The following is a 14,370-nucleotide window of genomic DNA, read 5'->3' on the forward strand; positions in this document are numbered from 1 at the left end:
AGCGCTATGGAATTCACCACTCAACACTTCATCGCCCTGGCGCCGATGCTGATCACCACCCTCACCACGATCGTGGTGATGCTGGCGATCGCGTGGAAGCGCAATCACTCGCAGACCTTCCTGCTATCGACCGTGGGCCTCAACCTGGCCCTGCTGTCGATCCTGCCGGCACTCAAGGTCGCACCCTTGGCGGTTACTCCGCTGATCACCATCGACAACTTCGCCTGTCTCTACATGGCGTTGATCCTGGTGGCCACCCTGGCCTGCGTGACCCTCGCCCATGCGTATCTGGGCGACGGCGCTACCGGCTACCCGGGCAACCGCGAAGAACTGTATCTGCTGCTGCTGATGTCTGCCCTGGGGGGGCTGGTGCTGGTCAGTGCCAATCACCTGGCTGGGCTGTTCATCGGCCTTGAGCTGCTGTCGGTGCCGGTCTACGGTCTGGTTGCGTACGCCTTCTTCAACAAGCGCTCGCTCGAAGCCGGCATCAAGTACATGGTCCTTTCGGCAGCAGGTTCAGCCTTCCTGCTGTTCGGCATGGCCTTGCTCTATGCCGACGCTGGCAGCCTGAGCTTCGACGGCATTGGCAAGGCGCTGGCCTCGACCGGCATGCCCAGCCTGCTGGCGCAGCTGGGCCTGGGCATGATGTTGGTAGGCCTGGCATTCAAGCTGTCGCTGGTCCCCTTCCATCTGTGGACCCCTGACGTGTACGAAGGCGCTCCGGCGCCGGTCGCGGCCTTCCTGGCCACCGCCAGCAAGGTCGCGGTATTCGCCGTGGTGGTACGCCTGTTCATGCTCTCCCCCGCTGCCAGCAGCGGCGTGCTGAGCACCGTACTTGCCGTCATCGCCGTCGCTTCGATCCTGATTGGCAACCTGCTGGCGCTGACCCAGAGCAACCTCAAGCGCCTGCTGGGTTATTCTTCGATCGCCCACTTCGGCTACCTGCTGATCGCCCTGATCGCCAGCAAGGGCCTGGCGAACGAGGCCATCGGTGTCCACCTGGTCACCTACGTGATCACCAGCCTGGGCGCCTTTGGGGTGATCACTCTGATGTCCTCGCCCTACAACGGTCGCGACGCCGACGCCCTGTACGAGTACCGCGGCCTGTTCTGGCGCCGTCCGTACCTGACGGCGGTGCTCACGGTGATGATGCTGTCGCTGGCTGGCATCCCGCTGACCGCAGGCTTCATCGGCAAGTTCTACATCATCGCCACTGGCGTCGAGTCACAGCTGTGGTGGCTGGTCGGTGCCCTGGTGATCGGTAGTGCCATCGGCGTCTACTACTACCTGCGTGTGATGGTTACCCTCTACTTGATGGAGCCAAACCTGCGTCGTCACGATGCTCCATTGAAGTGGGAACAGCGTACTGGCGGCGTCATGCTGCTGGCCATCGCCATTCTTGCCTTCGTGCTGGGTGTCTATCCGCAACCGTTGCTGGAACTGGTCCAGCAGGCTGGCTTGCAACTGATCGGCTGATCACCGCGAAATGAAATACACCCCGCTCTGGCGGGGTGTTTTTTTTTGTGCAGACTACGTCTGTTCAGCAGCGCAATGCTGTCTGGACGTGTCCAGCTCTCGCTGCTCGACCACACTTGGCTGTCCCGGTACAGGCAGTGCCGCTTGTCGCAGCGCGCCGCATGCTCGCGGCAAGTGGACTTCCGGGTTGGGCATGCCGCTGGGCGAGAGCTCATGGGTCATCTCGAATTCGGCGCGCACCGACCAGCCACAGGCCTCGGTGGTGCATTGCAGGTAGGCTACCCGCAGGAAAATATGCCGCCCTTCGCTGGTTCGGATACGCATGCGGCTGTTCCAATGTGGGCAGACCAGCTTATAAGTGCTCACGTTAGCCCCCTTTTTGTACAAATTTGCAATAGTCTTGACGGTGTTGTTTTGTAGGGCTTTTCTTTATTTATTCCGTAACTTTTCATCATTGCAATCATTTCCCGTTGAATCACATTCGATGCTATTAAGCATGCCTACTCATTATGAGTACATAAGTTTCATAAATTATATCAACGCCTCAATGGAATACTCAAAATGAGTAGAACCGGATTCGCAGTGATAGTGCGCAGGCTCAAGCAGGTAACGGGTACTTCCAGTGACGCGGCCTTGGCCAAGGCGCTCGACGTCAGCCCTCAGACGGTGAGCAGCTGGAAGGGGCGCAACAGCATTCCATACTCCCTTTGCGTGGACATTGCGATGCGCGGGGGTGTATCGCTCGATTGGTTGTTGCTGGGTGAAGGTCCCCAGCTACGGGCCTCCTCACAGGCTGTGTCCCAGCCAGAGGAGGATTGGCACGCACGGCTCCTTTCCCAACTGCACGCCCTCAACCCCTCCGACCTGCAAGCCGTTGCCCTGATCGTCGAGGACAAACGTCGAATCCACCATCTGGAGCAGCGTCTGGCCGAGTTGAAAGACCCGCCAGCCGTGACCGGTTGAGGCTCATCGATCACGTCTCCAGCGCTGGAATATCTCCCGTAGGTCGGCATTGTCGAGCCAGACCATGACCTTGATGCTGATCGGAATCACCACTACGGAGGCTACAAAGGCCGCCACTCCGCTCGAAAAAACAGGCGCGGACAGCGATAGCACGAGTGGCATGAACAAATAGCCAACGCCCGATGAGAGCAGCAGCCATCCCAGGCGCTGCCAGCCTTTGAGCCTGCGACGGGTGCTTGCGACCAGCCAGGCACCCAGGACCGCGCCAAACAGAGCGTGGCCATCGAAGGTTGTCACCAGGGTGGATGCACCTGCGCTGTTGACGAGGCTGGTCAGGCGCGTGGAAATCAGCTCCTCCATCTCAAGCCTCCTGGGCTACACCGGCTGAATCTACCTCTACCACCACGCCACGGCGCAGAGCGCGTCTGATCCAGGACTCGACTCGGCGCAGGTAGCAGCGCCTGAGCGCAGGAACCAGGTCCGGTTCAGTTACCGGGCAGCCCCCTTGCGCACGCGCCAACCACCGTCGTTGTGCCAGATCGTTGGCAACCTGGCAGGCCGCCATCTGCGCTACCGCTTTGAGGTGCGCGTCAGTGATACCGGGCGCAAGCGCCAGGGTGTCGCGCAATTGGGCCAGGCCGATGCGAGGCCAGAACGGATCGTGGCGGTCCAGAATGGCTCCGGGGTCCGTTGCATGTATCAGATCGCTGCTGTTTGCCATGGTACAGCCCTCCCTTTCGAGCTGGTGCTTCCCAGCCCGCGATCAATGCGGATCGAGCATGCCGTATCGCACCGCCTTGATAACGGCGGCAATGCGCGTTGGCACGGCAAATTTGCGGAGGATGTTGCCGACATGAAAGTTCACCGTCGATTCCTTGCAAGAAAGGATCTGGCCGATTTCCCATGATGTCTTGCCGTAGGCGCACCACAGCAGCACCTGCTGTTCACGCGGGGTGAGATGGATGGGAGGGTCGCTGTCTGCAACAGGGGTTGTAACCGTGAGCTTCATGGGTCTTCTCCGCAGGGGCAATTGAATGTGCGGTTACCTTACGAAGCCGGGTCTTTCAGACACCACAAGCAGGAGATGTAAATAAAGCGCGTACAAATCGTCCGACACTTTGGAGTAAACCGCGCCTATTCCTGCGTGCTTTGCGGGCTAGTTCGTACGTCTGATTTCCACTATCCGCCGACCCCTGTAGTTGGCCTCTGCTTCTGGAGTAACTCGATGCGCCCCGATTCGCCCTTTTCTCCCCTCCTTGGCCTGCTGGGACTGATTGCTGCCAGCCAGGCAAGTGCCGCTGCGCCCATCGAGCTGGGGCAGGTGCTGATCGAGGAGCAACAGCAGGGCGAACTGGAGGAGGCACGGCAGCGTTTGCGCGAAGTACCGGGCGCCAGCAACCTGATTGACCTGACGCGAGTAGAGCAAGGCCGGGTTGCCAGTAATCAGGATGTGCTGGCCTACCAGCCTGGGGTATTCGCTCAATCGGCCGGCAACGACGGGATCAAGCTGTCGATCCGCGGCTCCGGCATCAACCGCGCGCCGGGCGCTCACGGTTCCGGCGTGTACACAACGTTCGATGGCCTGCCGCTGACAGGCCCGGGGGGTACGCCCTACGAGCTTCTGGAACCTCTGTGGCTGAGCCGCGCAGAGGTGCTGCGCGGCGCCAATGGTTTCGACCAGGGCGCCCTGGCGTTGGGCGGGGCGATCAACTATGTGACCCACACAGGCTTCGATGCCGCACCGCTGCAACTGCGCTATGAAGTCGGCAGCCGTGGTTATGCCCACCGTCAGGTCAGCAGTGGCCAGGTGCTGGGCGACCTGGACTACTACGTCGCGGTCACCGACAGCGAATACGACGGCTACCAGAAGCACACCAGCGGCAGCTCGAAAGGAGTGGCCGCGAACGTCGGCTATCGCTTCAATCCGAACCTGGAAACCCGTTTCTACCTGCGTTACCGCGAGACTGAAAACGACCTGGCCGGCCGCCTCACCAAAGACCAGATCAAGCACAACCCCCGCGCCGCCAACCCACTGTACCTGAGCCGTGACGCCAGTCGGCCGCAACCTGGCAGCACCTGGCTCGCCAACAAGACCACCTTCTACCTGGACGATGACTCGCGCCTGGAAGCAGGGCTCGTGTATCACGACTTCCCGATGGACCTGCGCGAGGGTGCCAACCGCCTCAAGGTTGCCTATACCGACGTCAGCGGCACGCTCAACTACATGCGCCGCGACACCCTGTTCGATCGCGAGAGCAAGACCACGGTGGGCTGGCGCACCACCAAGCATCTGCCCAACACTGGCGCGTCCGAATTCGTGCGGGTGCAGTCACGTGCCGATATGCCGGTCGGAACCCGCACCCGTGATTTCAGCTATCAGGGCTCGGACAATGTCGTACATGTCGGCAACGAGCTGGAGCTGGTCCCCGACCTGTGGCTGACCAGCGGCCTGGCGATGATCTACACCCGCCGGGAAAGCGCTGTGACTTATCCAGTCAACGGCGGCAAGGTCAGCCAGCACGACTGGGACTACGCGCCTCGCATCGGCCTGCGCTACGACATCCGTCCTGACCTGCAGCTCTATGGCAATCTGAGCCGCTCGGTCGAGCCCGCGCACCCATGGTCGCTGATCTGGAGCTCGCCTGCGGTGGCCGGATTGCAGACCCAGCCCATCGAGATGCAGAACCAGACTGCCACGACCCTGGAAGTGGGCGCCCGGGGCGACTCCGTCATGGGCCAGTGGGAGCTTGCCTGGTACTACTCGGCGGTACGCCATGAGCTGCTGGCGGTAGAAATCGTCGCGAGCAATCCGGCCGCCGAGTTCAATGCCAGCCCGACGGTTCACCAGGGTGTGGAGGCAGGTCTGGACAGCCTGCTCTGGGAGCGTGGCGGCGTCGGCAGGTTATCCCTGCGGCAGTCCTACACCTTCAGCGATTTCCACTACCGGGATGACGACACCTTCGGTGACAACCGCCTGCCTGGCATCCCCATGCACTACTACCAGGCCGAACTGCGTTTTGACCTGCCGAGCGGCTTTTATGCCGGGCTGAATACGCAGATGGCTTCAAAAGTACAGGTAGACTATGCCAACAGCTATCCGGCGGATGCCTATGCCATCCTGGGGGCGCGCCTGGGCTACAACGCACCGAAGCAGGACTGGCAGACCTGGCTGGACCTGCGCAACCTGACCAACAAGCGCTACGCCGCCACAGTGACCCCGGGCTACAACGACAATGGCCAGGACGTTGCGCGGTCGACACCTGGCGAAGGCTTTGGCGCCTACGCCGGTGTCTCGTACAGTTTCCGTTAGTCTGGCAGTTGCACCTGAGGCTTGGTCGAGGTGAAGATCGCCCAGCTGGAAACGAACAGCGCGGCGATCAGCGGCCCGATGACGAATCCGTTGAGCCCGAATACCGCAAGGCCACCCAGGGTGGAGATCAGGATCAGGTAGTCAGGCATCTTGGTGTCCTTGCCCACCAGGATCGGCCGCAGCACGTTGTCTACCAGGCCGATCACCAGTACTCCGTAAGCGGTCAGCACAATGCCCTGCCACGTCGCGCCAGTCAGCAGGAAATACGCCGCCACCGGCCCCCAGACAATGCCCGCGCCTACCGCTGGCAGCAACGAAAGGAACGCCATCAGCACGGCCCAGACCAGCGAGCTCGGGATATCCAGGATCCAGAAGATCAGGCCGCCCAGGGCACCTTGGGTGATCGCGACCAGCAGGTTGCCTTTGACCGTTGCCCGCACCACGCGGTTGAACTTCAGTTGCAGGCGGCGCTTCTGCTCTTCAGGCAGCGGCACGGCCTGGCGGACCCTGCGGGCAAGATCGGCGCCCTCTCGCAGGAAGAAGAACAGCATGTACAGCATGATGCCGAAGCTCACGAGAAAATCGAACGTGCCCTGGCCGAAGCTGAACGCCTGGCTGGCGAGGAACTGGCTACCCTGGGTGGCCCATTTGGCGATCTTGTCGCGAAGGCCGTCGAGGTTGCCCATGCCCATGTTGTCCAGGCCGTCCTGGGCAAAAGTCGGCAGCATCGCCTTGCCGGTTTCAAGATAGCCTGCGATGTCCAGTTGGCCGCTTTCGATACGCTGGTAAAGCGTTGCCCCTTCCTGCACCAGCAGGGCACTGATGATGATCACCGGCAAGATCGCGATCAGCAGGCACACCAGAAGCGTGGTGCCTGCCGCTAGGTTGCGGCGTCTGCCCAGGCGCACCACCAGGTCACGCTGCAGGGGCGCAAAGAGGATACCGAGGATCACGGCCCAGAAGATCGCGCCGTAGTAGGGCAGCAGGATCCAGAAGAAGGCTATGGTAACCACGGCCAGCAGCACGGTGAGTGCCTTGTTTTGCAGAGCTGTTTCGTTCATCGGTGTACCTCGAGGATTCAGCTCATTAGTCCCCGCGCCGGGGGTAAAAGTGCCATCACTGACTTGATCTGGATCATGCTCATCGTTGGCATCGGCAGTGACACGTAGTGCCTCACGAGACTGTCGCTTTGGCTGATGCCCAAGCGCGAATCCCTGGGTTATGCTCCGGGCCATTCGCTCCAGCCCCAATGTGAAATACCTGAGGACTTTTCAATGCTGCACAAACACTTGATGACTCTAGGCCTGCTTGCCATTACCGGCATGGTCCAGGCCGGGCAGACCATCGACGTCTACCGTGATCCCAACTGTGGCTGCTGCAAACAGTGGATCAGTCACCTGCGCGACAACGGCTTTACGGTCAACGACCACGTCGAGCCCAACATGAGCGCGGTCAAGCAGCGCCTGGGCGTGGCGCCGCGGCTGGCTTCATGCCACACCGGCGTGATCGATGGCAAATTCGTCGAAGGCCACGTCCCGGCCGAGCAAATCAGACTCCTGGCCAAACGCAACGATCTGAAAGGCCTGGCCGTACCCGGCATGCCCATGGGATCGCCGGGCATGGAGATGGGCGATCACAAAGACGCCTACCAGGTCATCGGCGTGACCCACGAAGGCACGGACGAAGTAGTGGCCAACTACTGATCCGCGGCGGTTGATGCTGAGCTCGGATGCAACACGGCTCGTAACACCTTGGGTCGCCGGGACTGTCTTGCGACTGCTAGAGTCGCGTTTTCCTAAACGGCCCAACACGGAGTGCCCCCATGCTGCGCATAACCGCCCTGGCCCTGGCCTGTCTTGCCGGCAGTCCCGCCTTCGCCGCCCAGGCGCCGACCTACGGTGAACAGCTAGAAGGTTTCAGCCAACCTTATCCGCTCGAGCATTTCGACTTCCAGTCCCAAGGCCAGTCTCTGCAGATGGGCTATCTGGACGTTCCGGCCAAAGGCAAGGCCAATGGCCGCAGCGTGGTGTTGATGCACGGCAAGAATTTTTGCGCGGCCACCTGGGAAAGCACCCTCGATGCCTTGAGCCACGCGGGCTACCGGGTCATCGCGCCGGACCAGATCGGTTTCTGCACATCCAGCAAGCCGGGGCACTACCAGTACAGCTTCCAGCAGCTGGCGCACAACACCCATGACCTGCTCGAAAGCCTGGGGGTGAAACAGGCGATTATCCTCGGTCATTCCACGGGTGGCATGCTCGCCACCCGCTATGCCCTGCTCTACACCCAGCAGGTCGAGCGCCTGGCGATGGTCAACCCGATCGGCCTCGAGGACTGGAAAGCCCTGGGCGTGCCATACCGTACCGTCGACCAATGGCATGAACGCGAGCTCAAGCTCGACGCCGAAGGTGTGCGCAACTATGAGCGCAAGACCTATTACGACGGGCGCTGGAAACCCGAGTACGAGCGCTGGGTGCAAATGCTGGCAGGACTGAACCAGGGGCCGGGGCACAAGGCCGTGGCGTGGAACTCGGCGCTGATCTACGACATGATCTTCACCCAGCCCGTGGTCTACGAATTCAAGAACCTGAAAATGCCGACCCTGCTGTTGATCGGCGACAAAGACACAACAGCCATCGGCAGCGACATCGCTTCGCCTGAAGTCAAGGCGCGGGTAGGCAACTACAAGGTGCTTGGGCCCCAGATCGCCAAGCAGATCCCCAAAGGCACTCTAGTGACATTCCAAGGGCTGGGCCATGCGCCGCAGATCGAGGAACCGCAGCGCTTTCACCAGGCTTTGCTGGACTGGCTAGGGCGCTAGGGCTGCCAGATCAATGCTTCGCTCCAGCCAAGCTCGGCGAAATCGTCGACTCTCAGTTGCGCCTCGTCCTCGCAGAAGAATTCGTCCAGCTGCGGCGGGCGCACCGAGGTGTCGCCCAGCATTGCATGAACCTGTCCGCGATGATGAATCTGGTGTTCGAACAGGTGTGACAAGAGGCGTAGCCGCGGTTCGCGCTGCAAGCGATCGGGTCGCACCAGGCTGACATGGCGCCACAGCTGATCATCATGCAGTTGCTGGCAGTAGGCGATCAGCCGGTGGTCTGCCTGAGCCTGCTCAGCGTGCAGGTCGGCGCAGGTGGCGAAGGGTTGCCCGGGCTCGAAGTATCGCTCGCACTCGGCGTCCGGCGCCTCGCCGCGCTGCTCCCGCTCCAGTGCTTGCAAGTAATACTCGTCCACCATCAGCACATGGTTGAGGGTGGCCTTGATAGAGGGGAAAAAGCTGCAACGCGGGGCGACGAACTCGTCCTGGCTGAGTTGCAGGCACGCCCTGTACAGGCGGTGGTTGGCCCACCCATTGTTATAAGCGTGGGTGAGAAGATGATGCGACAGCGGCTCCATGATCGACTCCTTCAGGCGAAGCGTTGCAGCTGCATCTCCCGTAGCCGGTTCAGGGTCCGCTGATACGGGAACGCCAGATACCCTTGAGTGTAGAGCGCCTCCAGGGCAACTTCCGCACTCGAGCGTAACCGGCTATCCCCAGCCATTAATCGCTGCGCGCCATCCTCCGTCCCACAGGCCGCGCTCCTGAGCAGGCGATCTGGAGCACGCTCAGCCCTCGCTCAGCCCGATCTTGAGCAAGGCGCCATCCTTGGCGTCGGTCAGCACGTAGACGTACCCATCCGGGCCGACCCGTACATCACGAATGCGCGCCTTGAGGTCACCCAGCAGGCGCTCCTCATGTACGACCTTGTCGCCATCGAGCTGCAGACGGATCAGCTCCTGGGTGGCGAGGGCGCCGATGAACAGGTTATGGTCCCAGGCCTTGAACCTGGGGTTGTCATAGAAGGCCATGCCGCTGATCCCCGGGGACTTCTCCCACACATGGTGCGGATCGACCATGCCGTCCACATGCTTGCCCTTGGCCTCCGGGATCGGGAGCATCGAATAGTTGATGCCGTGCGTAGCGATCGGCCAGCCATAGTTCTTGCCAGCCTCCGGAATATTGATTTCGTCACCACCGCGCGGGCCATGCTCATGAGTCCACAGCTTGCCCGTCCAAGGGTTCAGAGCCGCGCCTTGTTGGTTGCGATGACCAAAGGACCAGATCTCCGGGCGCACGTCCTTCTTGCCGAAGAAGGGGTTGTCCTTGGGCACCTGACCGTCAGGCAGGATGCGCACGATCTTGCCTTGCAGCTTGTCGAGATCCTGAGCCGTCGGGCGCTGATTGTTTTCACCCAGGGCGATGAACAGGTACCCGTCTCGGTCAAAGACCAGGCGCGATCCGAAATGATTGCCCTCGGAAAGCTTGGGCGCCTGGCGGAAGATTACGTTGAAGTTCTCCAGCCGGGCCAAATCCTGTGACAACTGACCGCGCCCGACCGCGGTACCCGCTTTGCCGCCCTCACCTTCCTCGGCGTAGGACAGATACACGGTATGGTCCTTCCTGAAGTCCGGCGACAGCACTACATCCAGCAGACCGCCTTGGCCTTCGGCCCAGACCTTGGGCAGACCACTGATGGGCGTCCCGACCTTGCCTTCGGCATTGACGATCCGCAGGTTGCCAGAGCGCTCGGTCACCAGCATGCCCTGCTCGCCGGGCAGGAAGGCCACGGCCCATGGGTTACGCAGGCCATCAGCGACGGTACTGACTGTCAGCTGACCTTCCTCGCTGCTGTACTGCTGCTCTGAAGCGCCATGGGCCAGCATGGGCAAGAAGGCAACTACGGCGAAGGTTGCCAGCCAATTTCGTGAGGTCATGCACGGTTCCTTCCAGTGATAAGCCAAGAGTCATGGTGCGCGTTGCGAATCGCGGGGCGGCCGGGTGGGTTCAAGCCGCGGGGCTGAGGGTTCGCGGCGCAGGTTTTCACCGTTGCCGATACCGCGGTTCTCAAGGGTCGGCGGTCGTGGATTGGGCTGGGTCGATGGACCGCGTACCGGCGGCGTGGACGGGACGCTGCCCTGGCGGCTGTTGGGATTGGCGCGCTGGACCGGGCTGTTGTAAGGATTGTTCGGGCTGGCAGCCAGTAGCGGCGGTGCAGGAGACGGTGCTGCCTGCAGGGTGGTACTGAGCAGTAGCCCGACGATCAGAACTGGCAGTAAAGACTTCATGCTTTATCCCCTGCGTGAGAAGCGCACCCAAGCGTTGGATAGCCTAAGGGGCGACAGGTTCGCAGCAAAACCTGTTTCGTACTGAAGATGATTCTTGATGTTGCGAAGAGGGGGCGTCAAGGGGTGCTTTCAACCGTCGCGCACATGCGCCACACTCGGTATTCACTTGTGTACGGCGAGGTTTCTTCATGATTTCAATGACGCATTTCGCGTCCCGCCTCGGCTTGATCATTCTGCTTGCCTGCGGGATGAACGCCTGTGCCTTGCTCCAGGCGCGGGACCCGCTCAACATCAGTGTGATCGATATCGAACCTCTGCCGGGCCAGGACCTGGAAATGCGCATGGCAGTAAAGATCCGGGTGCAGAATCCCAATGAGTCGGTGATCGACTACAACGGGCTCGCGCTGAACCTGGAGGTCAATGGACAGCCCTTGGCCTCGGGCGTCAGCGACCAGCGGGGAGAGATCGGGCGTTATGCGGAGCAGGTTCTGGTGGTGCCGGTCAGCATCACCGCATTTGCCATGTTGCGGCAGGCCTATGGGCTGAGCCAGCTTCAGTCCCTGCAAGGCATGCCTTATGTGCTGCGTGGCAAACTGGCGGGCGGCGCGTTGGGCACGCTGCGCTTTACCGACAGCGGCACACTCGATCTACCCAAGGCGACAGCTTTTCCTGGTAGCTGAGGGACTTACCTGCCGCCGTTGGCCGCCATCATCTTGTTGACTTCACTGCGCACCATGTTGGCGTACTCGGGGGGTGACATGGTTTCGAGCTCGGAACGCACCCATTCAGCCCACTTGCCCTTGCGGCGCGGTTTTTCGGAAATCAGCCGACCCGCGTCGCCCTTCGCCTTGCCGAGATTGTTCTGCCAGAGATCGAAAAGACGGGCCTTTTCATTCTCGATCTGTGCACGTTCGGCGAAGCTTCTGCTGGCCAGATTGAAACTCATGGGTGTACCTGCCGCTGTAAAAATAGGCGCTATCTTACACTGTAGCGCCGAGCGACCGAAACGCCGTTGCAACTTTCCAGCGCTGCAGGCATCCACTGTTCATTCCATCACCCTATGAGGACGTATACATGGCCAGGAAATCCACCGTGCAAGCCGAAGCCGAACAGATCAAGGACCAGGCCTTCAGCGATCTGCAGTCGTTGATCCAGGAATCGGAAAAACTGCTAAATGACAGCGCGTCACTGGTAGGCGAAGAAGCAGAGACCCTGCGGGCGCAGATCAGCCAGAAGCTGCGCCAGGCGAGCGAGGCTGTCACCGGGGTGCGCACCAAGGCGCAACCAATGGTTGAAGCCACTGAAGACTATATCGGTGTTCACCCATGGCAGACCGTGGCCGTCTCGGCGGGATTCGGGCTGGTGGTCGGGCTGTTGCTGGGTCGTCGCAACTGAATTCGTGATCAGCTGATCATGGCGCCCAGGCGGGCGTCATGATGGGCCGGCACCGCTCAGGCCTTGTGGGCCACAGGAATACCGCTGTGAAAGCGTAACTCGCTGTCAGCAGACTCAATCAGTTCGGCTTCGGCCTCCTTCACTCTCCCCACCACCCGAGCAATGTCCGCTTCGTCGCCATACTGATGCGCGAGTTTCAGATAACCCTGGTAGTGACGGGCCTCACTCTTGAGCAGACCGTGATAGAACTTGCCGAGCTCTTCGTCCAGATGCGGCACCAGGGCAGCGAAGCGCTCGCAGCTTCGTGCCTCGATGAAGGCACCTACCACCAGCGTGTCGATCAGCTTCGCTGGCTCGTGCGCCCTTACCATGCGGCGTAGCCCCGAGGCATAGCGCCCCGCCGATACCGGCCGCAATGGCACCTTGCGACGCTTCATCAGCCGCAGCACCTGCTCATGGTGCACCAGCTCTTCACGGGCCAGGCGCGACATCATGTGGATCAGGTCGATATGGGTGTTGTACTTGGCAATAAGGCTCAGGGCAGTGCTGGCGGCTTTGAACTCACAGTTCTTGTGGTCGATCAGCAGGGTTTCCTGGTCGGCGAGCGCAGCCTCGATCCAGGCGTCAGGAGTGCGACAACCCAGAAAGGCGTCGATTTCGGGAATCAGGGACATAAGCTCAATATACAAGGGGCCGGCAGAACCGGCGATTATACCGGGGGCAGCCGCGATCACCAGTGGCTATGCTTGATGTGCATCAACCCGTGCAGAGCAAGAGGCCGACTATCGTCCGGCATCCGTTGCCACATTCACAGGGAGCTTACGCCCATGCAAGCCGTCCGCAGCATTCTTGTCGTCCTTGACCCCGAGCACGCCCACAGCCGCGCCCTGACGAGGGCCAAACTCATTGCTGGCGTCACGGGTGCGCGCCTGCACTTGCTGATGTGCGACAAGAGGCAGGATCACAGCGCCCTGCTCAGCCTTTTGTCCAGCCAACTGCATGACGATGGCTACGACAACGTTACGCAAGAGCAGGCCTGGCACGACTCGTTGCATGAGTCGATCATCGCTGTTCAGCAGGCTGAAGGCTGCGAGTTGGTCATCAAGGAGCACCATCCAGACAATCCGCTGAAAAAAGCGCTGCTCACGCCAATTGACTGGAAACTGCTGCGCCAGTGCCCGTGCGCGGTGCTCATGGTCAAGAGCGAACGATCATGGACAGGCGGAGTGATCCTGGCGGCCGTCGATGTCGGTAACCAGGATGAAGCCCACCGGCTGTTGCACGCCAGGATCATCGACCATGGCTACGACATAGCAAGCCTGGCAAAAGGTGAGCTGCATGTGATCAGTGCCCACCCCTCGCCCATGCTCTCCGCATCGGATCCCGTGTACCAGCTCAAGGAAACCATCGAACAACGCTATCGTGATGAATGCGCCGCATTCCAGGCCGAGTTCGACGTCAGTGATGATCGTCTGCACATTGCCGAAGGACCCGCGGATGTACTTATCCCGTTCACCGCAAACAAATACGATGCGGTGGTGACAGTCATAGGCACCGTAGCGCGCACAGGGATCTCCGGGGCGCTTATCGGCAATACTGCCGAGGCCGTGCTCGACTCTCTGGAAAGCGATGTGCTGGTGCTCAAGAGCCAGGAAGTACAAGCCCACCTGACTGAGCTGGTACGAGCCGACAATTGATTTTCCTGGAAAGACAAAACCCCTACCTGCTCGCGCAGATAGGGGTTTTGCGAAATGAATCTTGACGATGACCTACTCTCACATGGGGAAACCCCACACTACCATCGGCGATGCATCGTTTCACTGCTGAGTTCGGGATGGGATCAGGTGGTTCCAATGCTCTATGGTCGTCAAGAAATTCTGTAGCCAGAATGTCCAGATGGACAGCCCAGCGAATTCGGATATGCGATATTTGTGATGCTACGAACTTTCGGTTGTGTCGTCTTCACCACCGCAATCTGGCAGCCCGGATAACCGGCTCGGCACAAATTGCTTGGGTGTTATATGGTCAAGCCTCACGGGCAATTAGTATGGGTTAGCTCAACGCCTCACAGCGCTTACACACCCCACCTATCAACGTCGTAGTCTTCGACGGCCCTT

At 60.6% G+C, this 14,370-nt stretch carries 18 protein-coding genes, 2 rRNA genes and 1 pseudogene; 8 read left to right on the forward strand and 13 right to left on the reverse strand.

What is annotated here, in order from left to right; all coding sequences use genetic code 11:
- Nucleotides 1-6 precede the first annotated feature (6 nt).
- A complete protein-coding gene (gene nuoN, locus AC0ZZU_RS17310) occupies nt 7-1,476 on the forward strand; it encodes an NADH-quinone oxidoreductase subunit NuoN (protein ID WP_476342338.1) in 1,470 nt (489 codons plus the stop codon).
- A gap of 54 nt (nt 1,477-1,530) precedes the next feature.
- Here the strand turns inward: nuoN and AC0ZZU_RS17315 are convergent, their stop codons facing one another.
- Nucleotides 1,531-1,842: an Ogr/Delta-like zinc finger protein gene (locus tag AC0ZZU_RS17315; RefSeq protein ID WP_476342340.1), complete on the reverse strand. Its 312-nt coding sequence runs from the start codon at nt 1,840-1,842 to the stop codon at nt 1,531-1,533.
- A 195-nt stretch (nt 1,843-2,037) separates the two neighbouring features.
- On the opposite strand from AC0ZZU_RS17315, the gene AC0ZZU_RS17320 reads away from it, so the two are divergent.
- Nucleotides 2,038-2,439 (forward strand): helix-turn-helix domain-containing protein, encoded by a 402-nt coding sequence (locus tag AC0ZZU_RS17320; protein ID WP_476342342.1) that lies wholly within the window; start codon nt 2,038-2,040, stop codon nt 2,437-2,439.
- A 3-nt stretch (nt 2,440-2,442) separates the two neighbouring features.
- On the opposite strand, the gene AC0ZZU_RS17325 is transcribed toward AC0ZZU_RS17320, so the two are convergent.
- From AC0ZZU_RS17325 to AC0ZZU_RS17335, 3 genes are read right to left on the reverse strand one after another with little or no spacing between them, the layout of a single operon-like run.
- Nucleotides 2,443-2,799, reverse strand: a complete 357-nt coding sequence (locus tag AC0ZZU_RS17325) for a putative holin (protein ID WP_476342344.1) — start codon at nt 2,797-2,799, stop codon at nt 2,443-2,445.
- Between the two features lies 1 nt (nt 2,800).
- Nucleotides 2,801-3,160 (reverse strand): hypothetical protein, encoded by a 360-nt coding sequence (locus tag AC0ZZU_RS17330; RefSeq protein ID WP_476342345.1) that lies wholly within the window; start codon nt 3,158-3,160, stop codon nt 2,801-2,803.
- A gap of 42 nt (nt 3,161-3,202) precedes the next feature.
- Nucleotides 3,203-3,448 carry a helix-turn-helix domain-containing protein gene (locus AC0ZZU_RS17335; protein WP_476342346.1) on the reverse strand — a complete coding sequence of 82 codons (246 nt, stop codon included), beginning with the start codon at nt 3,446-3,448 and terminating at the stop codon, nt 3,203-3,205.
- 216 nt (nt 3,449-3,664) lie between these two features.
- Between AC0ZZU_RS17335 and AC0ZZU_RS17340 the strand changes: the two genes are divergently transcribed.
- Nucleotides 3,665-5,749, forward strand: coding sequence for a TonB-dependent receptor family protein (locus AC0ZZU_RS17340; RefSeq protein WP_476342347.1), 2,085 nt, complete (start codon nt 3,665-3,667; stop codon nt 5,747-5,749).
- Here AC0ZZU_RS17340 and AC0ZZU_RS17345 read toward each other — a convergent pair.
- Nucleotides 5,746-6,810: an AI-2E family transporter gene (locus AC0ZZU_RS17345; protein WP_476342348.1), complete on the reverse strand. Its 1,065-nt coding sequence runs from the start codon at nt 6,808-6,810 to the stop codon at nt 5,746-5,748. The genes AC0ZZU_RS17340 and AC0ZZU_RS17345 overlap by 4 nt on opposite strands.
- A gap of 213 nt (nt 6,811-7,023) precedes the next feature.
- Here AC0ZZU_RS17345 and AC0ZZU_RS17350 point away from each other — a divergent pair, with 213 nt between their 5' ends.
- Together AC0ZZU_RS17350 and AC0ZZU_RS17355 are read left to right on the forward strand one after the other, a co-directional pair.
- Nucleotides 7,024-7,452 (forward strand): DUF411 domain-containing protein, encoded by a 429-nt coding sequence (locus AC0ZZU_RS17350; RefSeq protein WP_476342350.1) that lies wholly within the window; start codon nt 7,024-7,026, stop codon nt 7,450-7,452.
- A 119-nt stretch (nt 7,453-7,571) separates the two neighbouring features.
- Nucleotides 7,572-8,570, forward strand: coding sequence for an alpha/beta fold hydrolase (locus tag AC0ZZU_RS17355; RefSeq protein ID WP_476342351.1), 999 nt, complete (start codon nt 7,572-7,574; stop codon nt 8,568-8,570).
- On the opposite strand, the gene AC0ZZU_RS17360 is transcribed toward AC0ZZU_RS17355, so the two are convergent.
- The 4 genes and pseudogenes from AC0ZZU_RS17360 to AC0ZZU_RS17375 all read right to left on the reverse strand — a co-directional run bounded on the left by AC0ZZU_RS17360 (nt 8,567) and on the right by AC0ZZU_RS17375 (nt 10,858).
- Nucleotides 8,567-9,148, reverse strand: a complete 582-nt coding sequence (locus AC0ZZU_RS17360; protein ID WP_476342353.1) for a DinB family protein — start codon at nt 9,146-9,148, stop codon at nt 8,567-8,569. The two genes, AC0ZZU_RS17355 and AC0ZZU_RS17360, sit on opposite strands and share 4 nt — an antisense overlap.
- An 11-nt stretch (nt 9,149-9,159) precedes the next feature.
- Nucleotides 9,160-9,327: pseudogene (locus AC0ZZU_RS17365) on the reverse strand (cell division protein ZapE); the annotation flags it as partial.
- Between the two features lie 31 nt (nt 9,328-9,358).
- Nucleotides 9,359-10,507 carry a PQQ-dependent sugar dehydrogenase gene (locus AC0ZZU_RS17370; protein ID WP_476342354.1) on the reverse strand — a complete coding sequence of 383 codons (1,149 nt, stop codon included), beginning with the start codon at nt 10,505-10,507 and terminating at the stop codon, nt 9,359-9,361.
- A 30-nt stretch (nt 10,508-10,537) separates the two neighbouring features.
- Nucleotides 10,538-10,858, reverse strand: a complete 321-nt coding sequence (locus AC0ZZU_RS17375; protein ID WP_476342355.1) for a hypothetical protein — start codon at nt 10,856-10,858, stop codon at nt 10,538-10,540.
- A gap of 197 nt (nt 10,859-11,055) precedes the next feature.
- On the opposite strand from AC0ZZU_RS17375, the gene AC0ZZU_RS17380 reads away from it, so the two are divergent.
- Nucleotides 11,056-11,538 (forward strand): LEA/WHy family protein, encoded by a 483-nt coding sequence (locus AC0ZZU_RS17380; protein ID WP_476342366.1) that lies wholly within the window; start codon nt 11,056-11,058, stop codon nt 11,536-11,538.
- Nucleotides 11,539-11,543: 5 nt separating this feature from the next.
- Here the strand turns inward: AC0ZZU_RS17380 and AC0ZZU_RS17385 are convergent, their stop codons facing one another.
- Entirely contained in the window at nt 11,544-11,804 is a 261-nt protein-coding gene (locus tag AC0ZZU_RS17385) for a hypothetical protein (protein WP_476342356.1), read from the reverse strand.
- A 128-nt stretch (nt 11,805-11,932) separates the two neighbouring features.
- Here AC0ZZU_RS17385 and AC0ZZU_RS17390 point away from each other — a divergent pair, with 128 nt between their 5' ends.
- A complete protein-coding gene (locus AC0ZZU_RS17390) occupies nt 11,933-12,253 on the forward strand; it encodes an ElaB/YgaM/YqjD family protein (protein WP_476342357.1) in 321 nt (106 codons plus the stop codon).
- A gap of 56 nt (nt 12,254-12,309) precedes the next feature.
- Here the strand turns inward: AC0ZZU_RS17390 and AC0ZZU_RS17395 are convergent, their stop codons facing one another.
- Nucleotides 12,310-12,927 (reverse strand): MiaE family protein, encoded by a 618-nt coding sequence (locus tag AC0ZZU_RS17395; protein ID WP_476342358.1) that lies wholly within the window; start codon nt 12,925-12,927, stop codon nt 12,310-12,312.
- Nucleotides 12,928-13,080: 153 nt separating this feature from the next.
- Between AC0ZZU_RS17395 and AC0ZZU_RS17400 the strand changes: the two genes are divergently transcribed.
- A complete protein-coding gene (locus tag AC0ZZU_RS17400; protein ID WP_476342359.1) occupies nt 13,081-13,950 on the forward strand; it encodes a universal stress protein in 870 nt (289 codons plus the stop codon).
- Between the two features lie 59 nt (nt 13,951-14,009).
- Here the strand turns inward: AC0ZZU_RS17400 and rrf are convergent.
- A 5S ribosomal RNA gene (gene rrf / locus AC0ZZU_RS17405) occupies nt 14,010-14,125 on the reverse strand.
- A 149-nt stretch (nt 14,126-14,274) separates the two neighbouring features.
- Nucleotides 14,275-14,370: ribosomal RNA gene (locus tag AC0ZZU_RS17410) — 23S ribosomal RNA — on the reverse strand; the annotation flags it as partial.

The organism is Pseudomonas sp. JE3303, from assembly GCF_056312565.1.